Origin of the sequence: Streptomyces sp. NPDC049954 (genome assembly GCF_040656295.1) — a bacterium.
Lineage (GTDB): Bacteria > Actinomycetota > Actinomycetes > Streptomycetales > Streptomycetaceae > Streptomyces.
Genome location: NZ_JBFALS010000002.1, coordinates 321,090 through 337,872 on the forward strand (window position 1 = coordinate 321,090; position 16,783 = coordinate 337,872).

At 75.0% G+C, this 16,783-nt stretch carries 14 protein-coding genes; 9 read left to right on the forward strand and 5 right to left on the reverse strand.

Annotated features, from left to right (window positions below):
* The first annotated feature begins 552 nt into the window (after positions 1-552).
* From AB0J21_RS04965 to AB0J21_RS04985, 5 genes are all read left to right on the forward strand, one after another.
* Positions 553-1,380, forward strand: a complete 828-nt coding sequence (locus tag AB0J21_RS04965; protein ID WP_363144396.1) for an SDR family NAD(P)-dependent oxidoreductase — start codon at positions 553-555, stop codon at positions 1,378-1,380.
* A 161-nt stretch (positions 1,381-1,541) separates the two neighbouring features.
* On the forward strand, positions 1,542-1,931 hold the full coding sequence (locus AB0J21_RS04970) for a hypothetical protein (protein ID WP_363144397.1): 390 nt from the start codon (positions 1,542-1,544) through the stop codon (positions 1,929-1,931).
* 129 nt (positions 1,932-2,060) lie between these two features.
* Positions 2,061-2,780: a hypothetical protein gene (locus AB0J21_RS04975; RefSeq protein ID WP_363144399.1), complete on the forward strand. Its 720-nt coding sequence runs from the start codon at positions 2,061-2,063 to the stop codon at positions 2,778-2,780.
* Between the two features lie 100 nt (positions 2,781-2,880).
* Positions 2,881-3,864 (forward strand): aldo/keto reductase, encoded by a 984-nt coding sequence (locus AB0J21_RS04980; RefSeq protein ID WP_363144400.1) that lies wholly within the window; start codon positions 2,881-2,883, stop codon positions 3,862-3,864.
* A gap of 202 nt (positions 3,865-4,066) precedes the next feature.
* Positions 4,067-5,233 carry an alpha/beta hydrolase gene (locus tag AB0J21_RS04985; RefSeq protein ID WP_363144402.1) on the forward strand — a complete coding sequence of 389 codons (1,167 nt, stop codon included), beginning with the start codon at positions 4,067-4,069 and terminating at the stop codon, positions 5,231-5,233.
* A gap of 66 nt (positions 5,234-5,299) precedes the next feature.
* On the opposite strand, the gene AB0J21_RS04990 is transcribed toward AB0J21_RS04985, so the two are convergent.
* Together AB0J21_RS04990 and AB0J21_RS04995 are read right to left on the reverse strand one after the other, a co-directional pair.
* Positions 5,300-5,752 (reverse strand): hypothetical protein, encoded by a 453-nt coding sequence (locus AB0J21_RS04990; protein WP_363144403.1) that lies wholly within the window; start codon positions 5,750-5,752, stop codon positions 5,300-5,302.
* A gap of 175 nt (positions 5,753-5,927) precedes the next feature.
* Positions 5,928-6,611: a GDSL-type esterase/lipase family protein gene (locus tag AB0J21_RS04995; RefSeq protein WP_363144404.1), complete on the reverse strand. Its 684-nt coding sequence runs from the start codon at positions 6,609-6,611 to the stop codon at positions 5,928-5,930.
* Between the two features lie 120 nt (positions 6,612-6,731).
* Between AB0J21_RS04995 and AB0J21_RS05000 the strand changes: the two genes are divergently transcribed.
* Positions 6,732-7,901 carry a WD40 repeat domain-containing protein gene (locus AB0J21_RS05000; protein ID WP_363144405.1) on the forward strand — a complete coding sequence of 390 codons (1,170 nt, stop codon included), beginning with the start codon at positions 6,732-6,734 and terminating at the stop codon, positions 7,899-7,901.
* Between the two features lie 200 nt (positions 7,902-8,101).
* Positions 8,102-9,802, forward strand: coding sequence for a glycoside hydrolase family 43 protein (locus tag AB0J21_RS05005; protein WP_363144406.1), 1,701 nt, complete (start codon positions 8,102-8,104; stop codon positions 9,800-9,802).
* A 114-nt stretch (positions 9,803-9,916) separates the two neighbouring features.
* Here AB0J21_RS05005 and serC read toward each other — a convergent pair whose 3' ends face one another.
* Positions 9,917-11,035, reverse strand: coding sequence for a phosphoserine transaminase (gene serC, locus AB0J21_RS05010; RefSeq protein ID WP_363144407.1), 1,119 nt, complete (start codon positions 11,033-11,035; stop codon positions 9,917-9,919).
* A gap of 261 nt (positions 11,036-11,296) precedes the next feature.
* Here serC and AB0J21_RS05015 point away from each other — a divergent pair, with 261 nt between their 5' ends.
* The gene (locus AB0J21_RS05015; protein ID WP_363144408.1) at positions 11,297-14,266 is read left to right on the forward strand and encodes an FAD-binding and (Fe-S)-binding domain-containing protein; all 2,970 of its coding nucleotides are present in this window, start codon (positions 11,297-11,299) and stop codon (positions 14,264-14,266) included.
* Here AB0J21_RS05015 and AB0J21_RS05020 read toward each other — a convergent pair.
* The gene (locus tag AB0J21_RS05020; protein WP_363144409.1) at positions 14,248-15,159 is read right to left on the reverse strand and encodes a LysR family transcriptional regulator; all 912 of its coding nucleotides are present in this window, start codon (positions 15,157-15,159) and stop codon (positions 14,248-14,250) included. The genes AB0J21_RS05015 and AB0J21_RS05020 overlap by 19 nt on opposite strands.
* A 147-nt stretch (positions 15,160-15,306) precedes the next feature.
* Between AB0J21_RS05020 and AB0J21_RS05025 the strand changes: the two genes are divergently transcribed.
* Positions 15,307-16,305, forward strand: a complete 999-nt coding sequence (locus AB0J21_RS05025) for an EamA family transporter (protein WP_363144410.1) — start codon at positions 15,307-15,309, stop codon at positions 16,303-16,305.
* Positions 16,306-16,329: 24 nt separating this feature from the next.
* Here AB0J21_RS05025 and AB0J21_RS05030 read toward each other — a convergent pair whose 3' ends face one another.
* The gene (locus AB0J21_RS05030) at positions 16,330-16,704 is read right to left on the reverse strand and encodes an STAS domain-containing protein (RefSeq protein ID WP_363144411.1); all 375 of its coding nucleotides are present in this window, start codon (positions 16,702-16,704) and stop codon (positions 16,330-16,332) included.
* Positions 16,705-16,783: the final 79 nt, after the last annotated feature.

Here is a 16,783-nt window from a genome sequence, read left to right on the forward strand (position 1 = left end):
TTCGCCTGACGGCCTGGCCGCGCTGACCCGGCCGCTCCCCCTCGTCGTCTCCGGGCTCCTGCGTACTCCTGCTCGTCCCGCTCCCCGCAGTTCTGCCGGCGTCCGTCCCGCCCGGCGGCGGTGTCAGGTCGCCGATGCCCCGTGGTCGGGGTCGCGCGATGTCGCGGGCCACCGCCGCCTCGATCTCCTCGGCGGGGCGGTCGATCCTTACGGGCCCGGAATTGGTGAAGCGGGACGGGGGTGCGGCCGGCGCCGCGTGCGGTTCCTCCCGCGCCACCCGGAACGCCTGCGCGCCGTGGCCCGCGCCCGGCAGTGCCTCGTCCAGTGAGCCCGTCTCCCGCCGTGTTCGGGCGAGATCCGTCGCACGCCGGAGGCCAGGTCCGAGCGCGCCCCGGAATGTGCCGCGTACGACCACTGTTGCTCCCTGACACGACGGGAAGGCCGAGCGCGGAGGGGCGCGCCTCGCACCTGCTCATCGGGGAACCGGCCCGGCGCACCGCACCGTTGAATGCCTCCTGCGCCACAACGATCGCCCGTACGAGGAGAGCGTCCATGAAGACCCTGGTCATCGCCGGTGGGACCGACGGCATCGGCAGAGCCCTCGCCGAGTACGCCCTCGGCAGAGGGGACACCGTCGTCGTCATCGGGCGGAACCCCGCGAAGGGGGAACGGTTCCTCGACTCCGCGCGGGCGGCCGGGGCCCTCGGCCGCGCCCACTTCGTCACCGCCGATCTCAGTCTGCTCGCCGGGACCGCCCGCGCCGCCGGGGAGATCGCCGAGCGGTTCCCGGTGGTCGACGCGCTCGTGCTGTGCGCCCGCCACTATCGTTCGCGGCGCACCGTGACCGCCGAGGGCTTCGAGGAGAACTTCGCGCTGTTCTACCTCAGCCGCTACCTGCTGGGACGCGCCCTCGCCGGGCCGCTCGCGCGTTCCGCGCGTCCGGTGGTCGTCAACGTGGCCGGTCCGGGAGCGCCGCTCGACCTGGTGCACTGGGACGACCTCCAGCTGAGCCGCGCCTACCACGGTGGCGCCGCGCTCGGTCAAGGCGGCGTCCTCAACGACCTGCTGGGCACCGCCTACGCCGAGGAGTACGGGAGCAGCGGCATCCGCTACGTACTGATCCACCCCGGAGTCACCGCCACCGGTTTCTCCGGCGAGTACGACGCCGAGACGGCCCGCCACATCCACTCCATGCGGCAGCACGCGAAGCCGGTGGAGGCCGCGCTGCCGCCGGTCCTCGCCGCCGTCGACACCCCGCCGGCCCAGGCGCTCGGCGCCTACGTCGAGGGCCGCCGCATCCCCGTCGACTCCGGCTCCTTCGACCCCGAGGCCGCCCGGCGCCTCCGGGACCTCACCGAGGCGCTGCTCGCGGGAAGTTGACCGCCGCCGGGTCCCGTGTCACCCGCACGTCACGTGTGTAACAACCGTTCCCCGAGGGGTCGCGGGCCCTTCCCTCCATCCGCCCTCCACGTGAAGCTTCGGCCATGGATGTGAACAGAAAGCGAAGAGTGTGGGGGAGTTATCCAGGGATCGGCCTCGCTGTGGTCCTGCTCCCGGGAGTCAAGTTCCATGTGTCCGGCGCGGTGTCGGTGCTGGTCGCCTTCGTGCTCGCCGACCTCATCTACACCGTTGTGAACCAGCTGATCTCGGCCTGGCCCTCCGACAACGTCCGTGACACGCCGTCCGTCGTCCTGCTGCTCCTCGCGGTCGTCGGCGTCTTCGAGGACTCCCTGGTGTGGCTGCTGATCTCCTGGGCGACCGGGCAGCTCGGCCTGCAACTCGGCGTCTCGGGTTACGGGACGGCGCTGCTCGCCGGGCTCATCTCCCGCACCGTCGTCCTCGCCCTGATGGCCCTGCCCCGGCGTGGCGCGCGGCGCGACCGGGCCGCCCGCGACACCCGGGAGGGCGGCGGGCGGCACGCGCGCATGTGAGGGCGCCCGACCCGGAGGGCCGTACCGTCGGGAAGGAAGGGGGAAACGCGCGGGCGGCCGGGCCGCCGGGACGCCGGGACGCCGGGAAAGAGGTTGCGGGCCGGGGCGCTCACCGGCACCGTGAGCGCGATGACCTCTTACGTTCCGCATCCCGCCCCCGGTGCCGCAGGTTCGCCCGCCGCCGGTCAGCCCGTCAGCGAGTTCTCCGGCGAGTCCGTCAGCCAGCCCGCCGACGACGTGCTGGAGGCCGTACGGCTCTGTGCCGACACGCTCGCCGAGGCGGCCGGGGGTGACTGGGCGGTGCCCGCCGGGCCGCTCACCTGGAGTTGCCGGGACACCGCCGGGCACCTCGCCGACGACCTCTTCGCCTACGCCGTGCAGATCGGTCCGCGCACACCCCCGCTGACCGGCGAAGTCCCCTTCCTGTGGGCGCCTTCCCAGCCGGGCGCCCCCTCCAACGCCGTGCACGCCGACCCGGGGGCGGGCGTCACCGGCATGCTCCAGGTGCTGGAGGCGTGCGGGGCGCTGCTCGCCGCCATGGTCCGGGTCACCCCGGCCGCCGTCCGCGCGCACCACGTCTTCGGACGGTCCGACGCGCGGGGCTTCGCCGCCATGGGGGTCGTCGAGACCCTCGTGCACACCGACGACATCGCGCGCGGGCTCGGCCTCGACTGGAATCCGCCCGCGCCCCTCGCCGCCCGCGCCCTCGGCCGGCTGTTCCCCGGCGCACCGCGTGAGCACGAGCCGTGGCCGACCCTGCTGTGGGCCACCGGGCGCGGGGTCCTGCCCGGACGGGAGCGGCTCGACTCCTGGCGCTGGGACGGCCGGCCCGGACACGAGAGGGACTGAGACGCGGCCGGATGGTACGGCTGCGGGGGTGCGACGGAGGCTGTAGGCCGGCGGGCGAGGCCGCGGGGCCACGGGACCCTGCGGCTGAGAGACTGCCCTCATGGAATCGCGTGAATTCAGCAGGCTGGGGCGGTCCGTCTCGACCGTCGGGCTCGGTACCTGGCAGCTCGGCGCCGACTGGGGCGACGTGGACGAGAAGGACGCGCTCGCGGTGCTCGACGCCGCCGTCGAGTCCGGCGTCACCTTTTTCGACACGGCCGACGTGTACGGCGACGGCCGCAGCGAGCAGACCATCGCGGCCTTCCGCAAGGAGCGGCCCGACGCCCCCCTCATGGTCGCCACCAAGATGGGGCGCCGCGTCGACCAGCTCCCCGAGAACTACGTCCTCGACAACTTCCGCCAGTGGAACGACCGTTCGCGCCGCAACCTGGGTGTGGACCGGCTCGACCTCGTGCAGCTCCACTGCCCGCCCACCGCCGTGTACTCCTCGGACGAGGTGTACGACGCGCTCGACACCCTCGTCCAGGAGGAGCGGATCGCGGGCTACGGCGTGAGCGTCGAGACGTGCGCGGAGGCGCTCACCGCGATCGCCCGGCCCGGCGTCGCGAGCGTGCAGATCATCCTCAACCCCTTCCGGATGAAGCCGCTCGACCAGGTGCTGCCCGCCGCGCGGGAGGCCGGTGTCGGCATCATCGCGCGCGTCCCGCTCGCCTCGGGGCTCCTGTCGGGCAAGTACACGAAGGACACGACCTTCGCCGCCAACGACCACCGCACCTTCAACCGGCACGGGGAGGCGTTCGACCAGGGCGAGACCTTCGCCGGGGTCGACTTCGCCACCGGGGTGGAAGCGGCACAGGAGTTCGCGGCCCTCGCCCCCGAGGGCGCCACCCCCGCGCAGACCGCGCTGCGGTGGATCGTCCAGCAGCCCGGAGTGACCACCGTCATCCCCGGCGCCCGCAACCCCGGGCAGGCCAGGGGCAACGCGGCGGCCGGCGAACTCCCGCCGCTGTCCGGGCAGACCCTCCAGGCGATCCGCGACCTCTACGACCGGAGCATCCGCGCGCAGGTGGAAGGCCGCTGGTAGGCACCACCGACACCACCGCACACACCCGGCCCGCCCCGCGTTTCCCCGGCCCGGCCCCGCGTGTCCCCGCGCCCCGCGTATCCCCCGCCCCGCGCCCCCGGCCGCGCGTCTGCGGCGTGCCCCGGCCGTACGGGGAAAGACTGAGTCCGTACGGCCGCCCCGGCGCGGGGCCGGGCGCGGCGGACGCGGTGGAGGGGAAGCGATGGGCGGAAGCGGGAAGGGCCACGCGGGCGGGAAGAGTCACGCGGAAGGGAAAGGCCCAGCGGGCGGGAAGGGCCACGCGGGCGGGAAGAGTCACGCGGAAGGGAAGGGCCCAGCGGGCGGGAAGGGCCACGCGGGCGGGCCGGAGCGCCCTCCCGCCGACGCGGAGCCGGGACCGGGGGCGGTCCCGGTCGGGCCGCCGCCGCCCTACGATCCCGAACTCGCCGCCGAACTCGACGCCTTCGGTGAGGCGCCGCCGCCCCGCAGCCTCGACGAGCTGCCCCGGCGGCGCGCCGAACTCGCCCGGATGCTGCCGCGCCCGACGCTGGAGGAGCTGCAGGCCGGCGGCACGTACGAGGTGAGTGAGCGCGCCGTGCCCGGGCCGCCCGGCGGACCGGAGGTGCGTCTGCTGCTGGTCCGCCCCGCCGGGCTCGGTGACCGGCGCCTGCCCGTCGTCTACCACGCCCACGGCGGCGGGATGATCACCGGCGACCACCGGGTGAGCGTCCTGCACATGCTCGACCCGTGGGTCGGCGGGCTCGGTGTCGCCGTGGCCTCCGTCGCCTACCGGCTCGCGCCCGAACACCCGCACCCCGCCCCCGTCGAGGACTGCTACGCGGGCCTCGTGTGGCTCGCCGCGCACGCGCGGGAGGCCGGGATCGACCCCGGCCGCATCGTGCTCGCGGGCAACAGCGCGGGCGGCGGGCTCGGCGCGGCGCTCGCCCTGCTCGCCCGCGACCGTCAAGGCCCGGCGCTGCTCGGCCAGTTGCTGATGAGCCCGATGCTCGACGACCGCAACGACTCGCCGTCCGCCCGGCAGATGGCGGGCCTCGGGGTCTGGGACCGGGAGGCGAACCACCTGGCCTGGGAGGCCCTCCTCGGTGACGCGCGGGGCGGCCCCGACGTGTCCCCGTACGCCGCGCCCGCCCGCGCCGAGGACCTGTCGGGGCTGCCGCCCGCCTTCATCGACGTCGGCTCGGCGGAGACCTTCCGGGACGAGGACGTCGCCTACGCGAGCCGGATCTGGCAGTGCGGGGGGAGCGCCGAACTCCACGTGTGGCCCGGCGGGTTCCACGGCTTCGACGGGGTCGCCCCCGAAGCCGCGCTCACCCGCTGCGCCCTCGCCGCGCGCACCGAGTGGCTGCGGCGGCTCCTGGGGAAGACCTGAACCGCCAGGTGCGAGGGACCCGGCGGTTCACGTAGAGCCCCGGCAGACCCGCCGGGGCTCACGTCCTCAGCCTCGCCGCCCGCCCCCGTCGGTGTCCGAGCACAGGGCCCACAGGACGACCACGGACAGCGCGATCGACACCAGCGCCCACAACGGCAGGTACGGCAGCCACATGAAGTTGGCGACCAGCGCGCACACGGCGAGGACGATGCCGACGCCCTTCGCCCAGCCCTTCCCGCTCAGGACCCCGGCACCCGCGATCACCGCGAGCGCGCCCACCACCAGGTGGATCCAGCCCCAGGTGGTGAGGTCGAACTTGAAGACGTAGCCGTTCACCCGGGTGTAGACGTCGTCCTCGGCGATACCGGCGATCCCGTTCAGCACCCCGAGGAGGCCGTTCACCATGAGCAGCACCGCGGCGAACACCACGAGCCCCGGAGTGCGGCCGCCGGTCGTGCCGTGCCGGGAAGGGGACTCCGGGCCGGGCGAGTGCGTCGGATCGTAGGGAGCGGAACTCATGGCGGCCTCCACAACGTCGGGGCGAACCTTCTGCCTGTGGAACGAGCCTGCGCCCGTCCCGCCGCCGCGGCTAACCCGGTAGGCCGTCCGGGTGACGCGGGGACGCGGGGACGCGGTGGCGCGGGGCCGCCACCGGACCGCGTACACCCACCGGGCCCCCACCAGGCCCGGGGGCTCAGCGCTCGGCGTACGGGCCGCCGAGCCCCCAGCCCTGGTGCAGGGCCGTCGCGAAGGCCGCCGCGATCCTGCGCTCCCCGGAGGGGCCCGGGTGGGTGCCGTCGTAGGTGTCGAGGTGGATGTCGTAGTCCTCCGGGACCGAGGCCAGCAGGAGCGGGGAGGACGGGGAGTCGAGTTCGGCGACGGTCTTCGCGAGCAGCGTGTTGAAGCGGTCCACCTCGTCGGCGAAGGAGTCGTCGGCCTGCGCCCGGATATTGGGTATCACCGGCAGGACCACCGCCCGCACCCCCGGGTTCGCCGCGCGCGCCTCTTCGAAGAAGCGCCGCACGTTGTCCGCGGTCTGCTCGCTGTTGGTGTAGAAACCGAGGTCGATCAGGCCCAGCGCGACCAGCAGGACCTGCGCCTTCCCGCCGCGCACCGCGTCCCCGATCAGCGGCACCATGTGCTGCCAGCCCTCGCCCCAGCCCGCGAGGTGACGGCGGGCGTGCAGCGGCCAGTCCTCGTCGGCGTACGCGTACGAGACGGGCGCGTCGGCCGAGGGGTCGTACAGCCCGTCACGCGGCCCCACGATCTTGAACGGGCCGCCGAAGGACGCGCCGAGATGCTGCCACATGCGGTAACGCCAGGTGTGGTCGCCGGCCCGCCCGATGGTCTGGCTGTCGCCGACGAAGAGAAAACGCATGGGCAACATCATCCGCGATCCCCGCCCCGCCCGGCCCCCACCCGCGAGGTGACGATCGCCACGAGGGCCCCGCCGGGACACCGCGCCCACCGCCCCCGTACGGCTTGGGAGACTGGCCCCATGCGCCCACGCACGTTCCGCCGCCGTGTCGACCGCCGTCCCGCCGACCGCCCCCGCACCCGGGCCTCCCGCGCCCCGCGCGCCACCCGGGGCCCCGCCCTCCTCGCCGCGCTGCTGCTGTCGCTCGCCGGGGCCCTGACCGGGGTGCTCGGCGGGCCCGCGACACCCGCCCGCGCCGACGACGGCGGACACGAGGCGTTCACCATCGAGGACCCGCGCGTCACCGAGTCCAGCGGTCTCGCCGCGAGCACCCTGCACCCGGGCGTGTACTGGACGCACAACGACAGCGACGACGGCCCCTACGTGTACGCCGTCGACAGCCGCACCGGCCGCACCGTCGCCCGCGTCACCCTCACCGGGATCGGCTCCCCGCGCGACGTCGAGGCGATCTCCATCGGCCCCGGCCACCAGATCTACCTCGGCGACATCGGCGACAACCTCGGCGGGAAATGGCCGCACGTGTGGATCTACCGCTTCCCCGAGCCGAAGGAACTGCGCGACCAGACCCTGCGCGCCACCCAGTTCACCGTCCAGTACGCGGACGGGCCCCGCAACGCCGAGGCGCTGATGGTCCACCCCGGGACCGGCCGCGTCTACATCGCGTCGAAGAAGGAGGAGGGCGGCGCCCTCTACGAAGGCCCGCGCACACTCACCGCGCACGGCACCAACGTCTTCCGCGAGCTCGCCCCCGTCGACCTGTGGGTCACCGACGGCGCCTTCTCCCCGGACGGCCGCCAGCTCTCGCTGCGCGGATACTTCGGCGGCCAGTCCTACGCCTGGAACGACGGCCGGCCCAAGGCCGAGGGGCGGCTCTCCGTCCCGCTGCAACGCCAGGGCGAGTCCATGACGTACACCCCGGACGGTACGACGCTCATGTACGGCTCCGAGGGCGAGCACAGCCGGGTCCAGCCCGAACCCGTGAAGGACGCGCACGGAAACCCCTCCACCGCGCCCGGCGAGAAGGGCGGCGCGAACCCGCCGGGCGACAAGAACGACCAGGGCGACCGGGGCGGCAAGGGCGGGGGGAGAGCGCAGGACGGCGACGGCGCGGGCTTCGACGCCGACTTCTCCAAGGTCGCCGTCGTGTTCGTCATCGCCCTCGGCGTCGTCCTCGTCGGCCGACGGCTGCTCGGCGGGCGGGGCGGCGGGAACGGCAAGGGCGGCCGCTGACGGGGCGGTCGGCCCCCGTCACTCTCGCCCGGCTCCCGGGCAATGGATTGAAACCATTCACTATGGGGTGGTGAGGGCCTAGGGTGGTTCTTCAAGGGAATGCGCTGTCGCACTCCTCCCGCACCCGTGCCGTGCAAGGGTGTCAATTGAATCGATCTAATGGGTGGTCGCCGAGACCGCCCACCGAAGGGACGGACGGCATGACCACCGGTGCCACCGGCGACGGCATGACCACCGAGACCACCGGCGACGGCCGGGTGTGGATCGACAACCCCGTCCTGCCGGGCTTCCACCCCGACCCGTCCGTGCTGCGCGTCGGCACGGACTACTACCTCGCGACCTCGACCTTCGAGTGGTACCCGGGCGTGACCCTGCACCACTCCCGGGACCTCGTGCACTGGCGCCCGCTGCCCGGGGCGCTCGGCGAGCGGCGGCTCGTCGACCTGACCGGGGTGCCCGACTCGGGCGGCGTGTGGGCGCCCTGCCTGTCGTACGCGCACGGACTCTTCCACCTCGTCTTCACGCGCGTCGACAACGTCGAGGGCGGCTGGTGGGACACCCAGAACTACCTGGTGACCGCCCCGTCCGCCGAGGGTCCGTGGAGCGACCCGGTACCGGTGCACGCGCGCGGCTTCGACCCCTCGCTCTTCCACGACGAGGACGGCTCGTGCTGGATGCTCGTGCCCGCCGGGGACGCGCGGCCCGGCCACTACCCCTTCGCCGGGATCGAGGCCCAGCGCTGGGACTGCGCGCACGGCCGCCTCACCGGCGAACGCCACCGCCTGTTCGGCGGCACCGAGACCGGGGTGACCGAGGCCCCGCACCTCTACCGGCGCGAGGGCTGGTACTACCTCGTGACGGCCGAGGGCGGTACCGGCTACGAGCACCAGGTGACCGTCGCGCGCTCCCGCACCCTGACCGGCCCCTACGAACCCGACCCGGCCGGACCCACCCTCACCTCGCGGGACCAGCCGGGACTCGCCCTCCAGAAGGCCGGCCACGGCAGCCTCGTCGAGACCCCGGGCGGCGAGTGGTACCTCGCCCACCTCGTGGGACGCCCCTACAGCCCGCTCGGCCGGTGCGTACGCGGCCGGGAGACCGCCCTCCAGCGCGTCGAGTGGTCGGCGGACGGCTGGCCGCGCGTCGAGGGCGGCGTCCCCGCCGAACGCGTCCCCGCCCCCGGCCTGCCCCCGCACCCCTTCCCGGAGGGGGCCCCGCCCACCACGGACGGCACGACCGTACGGCCGCTCGGCGCGCACGCCCCCGGCCCCGGCTGGAGCACCCTGCGCCGCCCGGCCACCGCCGACTGGCTCGACTTCGGCGCCCGCCCCGGCCACGTACGGGTGCACGGCGGCCAGTCGCCGCGCGGGCGGCGCACCCCGAGCCTGCTCGCGCACCGCGTCACCGCGCGCCGCTGCGCGCTCGACACCACGCTCGACTGCGCGCCCGCCGACCACCGCGAACAGGCCGGGGTCACCGCCTACTACGACAGCCGCAACTGGCACTTCGCGTACGTCACGGCCGACGACGAGGGCCGCGCCCTCCTCCAGGTCATGACCTGCGACGACGGCCGCCGCATCCCGTACCCGCAGGCCGAGGTCGCCCTCCCGCCCGGCGCCGTACGGCTGCGGCTGCGCGTCGAACTCGACGGCCCGCGCGCCCGGTTCGCCTGGGCGCCCGCCCCCAGGACCGGGCGGGCCGAACAGTGGCGCCCGCTCGGGCCCGTACTCGACGCGGCGATCCTGTCCGACGAGTACGCGGGCGAACACGAGGCCGCCCCCGGGCAGGAACCGCGCCCCGCCTTCACGGGCGCCTTCACCGGACTGTGGGCCTGGGATCTCGGCGCGAGCGGCGGCCACGCCGACTTCGCCGACACGACGTACCGGGCCCACCGGGACTGAGCCGCGGCGCCGCCGCACGACGAACGGCCCCTTCCCGTACACCCGTACGGGAAAGGGCCGTTCGTCACACGCGGCGCGCGGGGAGACCGGCGAAGCCGTCCCCCGCGCCTCGTCTCAGAGCTGCTCGATGACGTAGTCCACGCACTTCGTGAGCGCCTCGACGTCCGCCGGGTCCACCGCCGGGAACATCGCGACGCGCAACTGGTTGCGGCCCAGCTTGCGGTACGGCTCGGTGTCCACGACGCCGTTGGCGCGCAGCACCTTGGCCACGGCGGCGGCGTCCACGTCCTCGGTGAAGTCGATCGTGCCGATGACGGCCGAGCGCTTCGCCGGGTCCGTCACGAAGGGGTTCGCGTACTTCACGTCCTCGGCCCAGCCGTACAGCGTGCGCGCCGAGGTCGCGGTGCGGCCCGTCGCCCAGTCCAGACCGCCCTGGCCGTTGAACCAGTCGAGCTGCTCGGCGAGCAGGAACAACGTGGACAGCGCCGGGGTGTTGTACGTCTGGTTCTTGCGGGAGTTGTCGATCGCCGTCGGCAGGCTGAAGAACTCCGGGACGTGCCGGCCCGAGGCGTGCACCCGCTCGGCGCGCTCGATCGCCGCCGGGGAGAACACGCCGATCCACAGGCCGCCGTCGGAACCGAAGTTCTTCTGCGGGGCGAAGTAGTAGACGTCCGTCTGCGCGATGTCGACCGGGAGGCCGCCCGCGCCGGAGGTCGCGTCCACCAGGACGAGGGAGCCCTCGTCGGCGCCCGCGACGCGCTTGACCGGCGCCGCGACCCCGGTCGAGGTCTCGTTGTGGGTCAGCGCGTACACGTCGACCCCGGCCTCGGCGGCCGGCTCCGGGTGGGTGCCCGGGTCGGAGCTGATGACGCTCGGCTCGGCGAGCCACGGCGCGAGCTTCGACGCCTTCGCGAACTTGGAGGAGAACTCGCCGAAGCTCAGGTGCTGCGACCTGTTCTCGATCAGCCCGTGGGTCGCGACGTCCCAGAACGCCGTGGAGCCGCCGTTGCCCAGGATCACCTCGTAACCCTCGGGCAGCTGGAACAGGTCGCGCACCCCGTCCCTGACCCGGCCCACGAGCTGCTTCACGGGGGCCTGGCGGTGGGAGGTGCCGAGCAGGGAGGTTCCGGTGGCGGCCAGCGCGTCCAGCGCCTCCGTCCGCACCTTGGAGGGGCCCGCGCCGAAACGGCCGTCGGCGGGCTTGATGTCAGCGGGAATCTGGATCTCAGCCACGTCGCGAGCGTAGTACCTCCCGGGGGCCCCGCGCCCCCCGCGTCCGTCGGATGAGACGAACCTCCCGGACGGCGGGATGGTGGAATCGTCCATGCAAGATGGGACGAAACGGGGCGAACTCCCCTCCGGGTGTGGCGAACTCCCCTCCGGGCGGGGCGTGGGGACCGTCGCGGATGCGGGGTACGTCACGCTCGGCACCTTTCCCCGGGCACCCCGGCGCCGTCCCGTGCCGTCCGTCTCCTCTGTGATCTCCTGGGAGGCATGGCGGACTTCGCGCACCGGGGCGGCAGGGGCGGCAGCGGCAGGAAGACGACGGGGGCCACGGGCCCGCGTACGGGAACGGGCGCGGGTGCGGTCCCGGGCCTCGACGCGGACCCCGAGGCGCTGCGCCGGGACCTGGCCGCCGCCGTGCGCGGCCCCGTCGACTTCTCGGTCACCGCGCGGGCCCTCACCACCATGGACGCCTCCAACTACCGGCGGGTGCCGCTCGGCGTGGTCGCGCCGCGCGGCGCCGAGGACGTCGCGGCCGCCCTCGCGGTGTGCCGCGAGCACCGGGTGCCCGTCCTGGCGCGCGGCGGCGGCACCTCGATCGCCGGACAGGCCACCGGGACCGGCGTCGTCCTCGACTTCACCCGGCACCTGAACCGCCTCCTCGACCTCGACCCGAACGCCCGCACCGCCCGCGTCCAGCCCGGACTGGTCCTCGACACGCTGCGCCGGGCGGCGAGCGGGCACGGGCTGACCTTCGGCCCCGACCCCTCGACGCACGCCCGCTGCACCCTCGGCGGGATGATCGGCAACAACGCGTGCGGCGCCCACTCCGTCGCCTGGGGCACGACCGCCGACAACGTCGAGAGCCTCGACGTGCTCGCCGGCGACGGCACCGCGTACCGGCTCGGCGAGGGCTGGGACGGCGGCGCGCCCGAGGGGCTGCGAGCCCTGGTCGAGGGCAACCTCGCGCTGCTGCGCACCGGCTACCCCGCGCTGCCGCGCCGCATCTCCGGATACGCCCTCGACGCGCTCCTGCCCGAGCACGGCACCGGCCTCGCCCGCGCCTTCTGCGGCAGCGAGGGCACCCTCGGCGTCCTCACCGAGGCCACCGTCCGGCTCGTCGAGGCGCCCCGGGCCCGCGCCCTCGCCGTCCTCGGATACGCCGACGAGAGCGCCGCCGCCGAAGCCGCGCCCGGGCTCCTGCCGTACGGGCCGCTCACCGTCGAGGGCATGGCCGCCGACCTCGTGCCCGACCCCTCCGCGCTGCCCCGGGGCGCGGCCTGGCTGTTCGTGGAGACCGGCGGCGACACCCCCGCCGAGGCCCGGCACCGCGCCGGGGAGATCGTCCGGGCCGCCGACGCGCTCGGCTCCCGGCTCGTGACCGACCCGGCCGGCCAGCACGCGCTGTGGCGCATCAGGGAGGACGCCGCCGGTACGGCGACCCGGGGACCCGGCGGTACGGAGGCCTGGCCCGGCTGGGAGGACTGCGCGGTGCCGCCCGCCCGGCTCGGCCCCTACCTGCGGGAGTTCCGCGCGCTGCTCGCCGCGCACGGGCTGCGCGGCACGCCGTACGGGCACTTCGGCGAGGGCTGCGTGCACGTCCGCGTCGACTTCGACCTGCTCAGCGGCGAGGGTGTCGCCGTCTTCCGCCGCTTCTCCGAGGAACTCGCCGCGCTCGTCGTCGCGCACGGCGGCTCCCTGTCCGGCGAACACGGCGACGGGCAGGCCCGCGCCGAACTCCTGCCCGCGATGTACGGGCCCGAGCTGACCGGCCTGTTCGCGCGGGCCAAGGCCGTGTGGGACCCGGACGACCTGCTCAACCCCGGCATCCTCGTGCGGCCCGCGAAACTCGACGAGAACCTGCGCTTCGCGCCGCTGCCCCGCCGCCCCGTCGACGTCGAGTTCGGCTACCCGCAGGACGGCGGGGACTTCTCGGCCGCCGTACGCCGCTGCGTCGGCGTCGCCAAGTGCCGCGAACCGGGCGGCCCTTCGGGCGGCCCTTCGGGCGGGCCCGGCGTCATGTGCCCCTCGTTCCGGGCCACCGGCGAGGAGGAGCACTCGACGCGCGGCCGGGCCCGGCTGCTGCACGAGATGCTCGCCGGGGACCTCGTCACCGAGGGCTGGCGCTCCACCGAGGTCCGCGACGCCCTCGACCTGTGCCTGTCCTGCAAGGGCTGCCGCTCCGACTGCCCCGTCGGCGTCGACATGGCCACGTACAAGGCCGAGTTCCTGCACCACCACTACGCCGGGCGCAGGCGGCCCGCGAGCCACTACGCGCTCGGCCGGCTGCCCCGCCTGCTGCGGCTGTCCGCGCCCCTCGCCCGGCAGGTCAACGCGGCGGCCCGGCTGCGCCCGCTCGCCGCCCTCGCCAAGCGCCTCGCCGGGATCTCGCCGACGCGCGACATCCCGCCGCTCGCACCCCGCCCCCTCGTCCCGCGCCGGGGGCGGGCCCCGGGCCCCGGCGACCCGGACGCGACGGTGTGGCTGTGGCCCGACACCTTCACGCAGTACCTGAGCCCGCGGGTCGGCCGGGCCGCGCTCACCGTCCTCGCCGACGCGGGCGTCCCCGCGCGCCTGGAGGCCGACTGGGTCAGGAAGGGAGCGGTGTGCTGTGGACTGACCTACGTCTCCACCGGACAGCTCGACCTCGCCCGCACCGCCATGCGCCGCACCCTCGACACCCTCGGCGACCTGCCCCGCGCGGACGGCTTCCGGCTCCTCGTCCTCGAACCGAGCTGCGCCGCGACCCTCCGCACCGACCTGCCCGAACTGCTCCCCGACGATCCGCGCGCCGCCGAACTGGCCGCCACAGTGCGGACGTTCGCGGAGATCCTGGAGGAGCGGGCCGCACCCGGCTGGCGACCACCCCGGCTCGACGCGCCCGTCGTCGGGCAGACCCACTGCCACCAGCACGCCGTACTCGGCGACACCGCCGACCGTCGCCTGCGGGAACGGGCGGGGCTCAGCGGCGAGTTGAGCGGCGGCTGCTGCGGGCTCGCGGGCAACTTCGGCTTCGAGAAGGGGCACGAGGAGGTCTCCGCCGCGTGCGCCGAGGACCGCCTCCTGCCGGCCCTGCGCACCGCACCCGAAAGCTCCCTCGTCCTCGCCGACGGCTACTCGTGCCGCACCCAGATCGACCACCTCGGCGAGGGGCGCGAGGCCCGCCACCTCGCGGAGGTGCTCGCGGCGGCGATCACCGGGAGCGGGGACGGCGCGGGGGCTCAGCGCACGGAGCCCTGAGGAGAGACGCCCGCCCGGGTGACCTCCCGCGCCAGCGCGATCAGTTCGGCGACCTCCGGGCGTACCGGGCCCGTCCTGCGGGCCAGCGAGACGGTCAGCGGCGGGGCGTCCGTCAAGGGCAGGTAGACGACGCCCGGGTGCGGGTGCACGTCCTGCGTGGCCCGCGCGGTCACCCCCACCGCGAGGCCCGCCGCGATGGCCGCGAGCCAGTCGTCGGTGTTCGCGACCGTCCGTGTCGAACCGGGACCGGCGCCCGGCGGCCACAGGTCCGTCGTCGTCGTGCCCGAGACCGTGTTGAGAGCCAGGGGGTACGGCGCGAGATCGGTGAGGACCAGCGAACGGCGGCCCGCCAGCGGGCTGTCCGAGGGGACGGCCGCGACGCGCGGCTCCGTGAACAACTCGACCGTGACCAGCCCCGGAGCGGTGACCGGCCCGCGCAGCAGCGCGACATCCACCCTGCCCTGCGTCAGCCCCGCCGTACGCTCGTCGATCCGCAGCACTTCGAGCGGCAGCTCCGGGTGCGCCTCGTGCCAGCGGCGCCACAGGGGCGTCGTGTACGGGCCGGCCGCCGACCACGCGTGCCCCAGCCGCAGCGGGCCCGGCGGGCCCACCGCCTGCGCGAAGGCGGCGACCGCGACGGCCGCCCGCTCCCGGAAGGCCAGGCCCTCCGCCGTCAGGACGAGATGGTGCGTGGAGCGGTCCACGAGCCGCAGCCCGAGCGCCCGCTCCAACTGGGCGAGGGTGCGGGACACGGCCGGCTGCCCCACCCCGAGCCGGGCCGCCGCACCCGTCACGCTGCGCTCCTCGGCGATCGCGAGGAAACAGCGCAGATGCCGGATCTCCAGTGTCTCGGGGGACGCGGGGGCAGAGGGGGATGCGGGCGGCGGGGGCATGGCACCTCCGGGGTGCTCGGGGCGAGCGGGCGGGAGACCCACCCGCAGGGTTATTCCTCCCAAGCATAACCACAGTCCTCCGGGCATTTCACGCCCTCGCCCCGGCGCCCTACCGTGGGCCGGCGGGGCGGGTCGAAAGGCGGAGGCATGGGAGCGGTACGGGGCGAGGGGATCGAGACGGCTGCCGTCGCGCAGCCGGAGGTCGCGGGCGAACTGCGGGCGGCGGGCGGGCGACGGCTGCCGTGGCGCGGCCGGGGCCCGGGCCGCGCGGGCGGCGCGGGCAGCCTGGGGCCGGTCGGCCTCGTCCTCACCGGCTGCGTGTCCGTCCAGTTCGGCGGGGCGCTCGCGGTGAGCCTCATGCCGCGGACCGGTCCGCTCGGCATCGTCGCGATCCGCCTCGTGGTCGCCGCCGTCGTCCTGCTCGTGGTGTGCCGGCCGAGGCTGCGCGGCTACCGGCGCGCCGACTGGGGCACCGTCCTCGCCTTCGGCCTCGCGATGTCCGCCATGAACGGCCTCTTCTACCAGGCCGCCGACCGCATCCCGCTCGGCCTCGCCGTGACCTTCGAGGTGCTCGGCCCGCTCGTGCTGTCCGTGGTGGCCGCACGCCGCCTCGTCAGCGTCCTGTGGGCGGCGCTCGCGCTGCTCGGCGTCTTCCTGCTCAGCGGGACGGGCGTGAGCGACGTCGACCCGGTGGGCGTCGCCTTCGCGCTCGGCGCGGGCGTCATGTGGGCCGCGTACATCGTCTTCAGCGCCCGCACCGGACGGCGCTTCCCGCAGGCGGACGGGCTCGCCCTCGCGATGGCCGTGGGCGCCGTGCTGATCCTGCCGTTCGGCATCGCGCAGGCCGGGGACGCGCTGCTCGTGCCGAGCACCCTCGGGCTCGGGGCGGCCGTCGCGGTGCTCTCCTCGGTCCTGCCGTACACGCTCGAACTGATCGCCCTGCGGCGGCTGCCCGCCTCGACCTTCGCGGTCCTCATGAGCCTGGAGCCGGCCATCGCCGCCCTCGCCGGCTTCCTGGTCCTGTCCCAGGCGCTGTCCTGGATCGAGGCGGCGGCCATCGCCCTCGTCATCGCGGCCAGCGTCGGCGCGGTACGCAGCCAGAGCCGGCCCGCGCCGCGCGAGGCGCCCGCAGCGGAGAGGTCGTAGGACCCCCGGGCGGCGCAGGTCCGCTCAGGCGGACATCGGCCGGACGCGTTCGTCCAGGGCCGTCGGGACGTCCGGGTAGACGTCGAAGAGGCGGCGCACCCCGAGCGCCGCGAGCACCCGGTTGACGTGCGAACCGTCCTCCGCGCCCCGGGCCGGCAGCACGACGCGCAGGCTCCCGTGGCACGAGCGCATCAGGCGGCGCGCGGCGATCATGACGCCGACCCCGCTCGAATCGCAGAAGAAGACCTCGGACAGGTCGAGGACGACGCTGTGCCGGCCCTCCGCCACCGCCTCGTGGACGCGCTGGCGCACCGCGGGCGAGGAGACCAGATCCATCTCGCCCGACACGCGCAGCACGGCCCAGCCGTCCTGCTCCTCGTCGGTCACCTGGAATGACACGTCTCACGCCTTCCGTTCGACGACCCGGGCCCGGCCGCCCGAGCGCGCGTACCGAACCCCGTACGACCGGCCCTCGCGC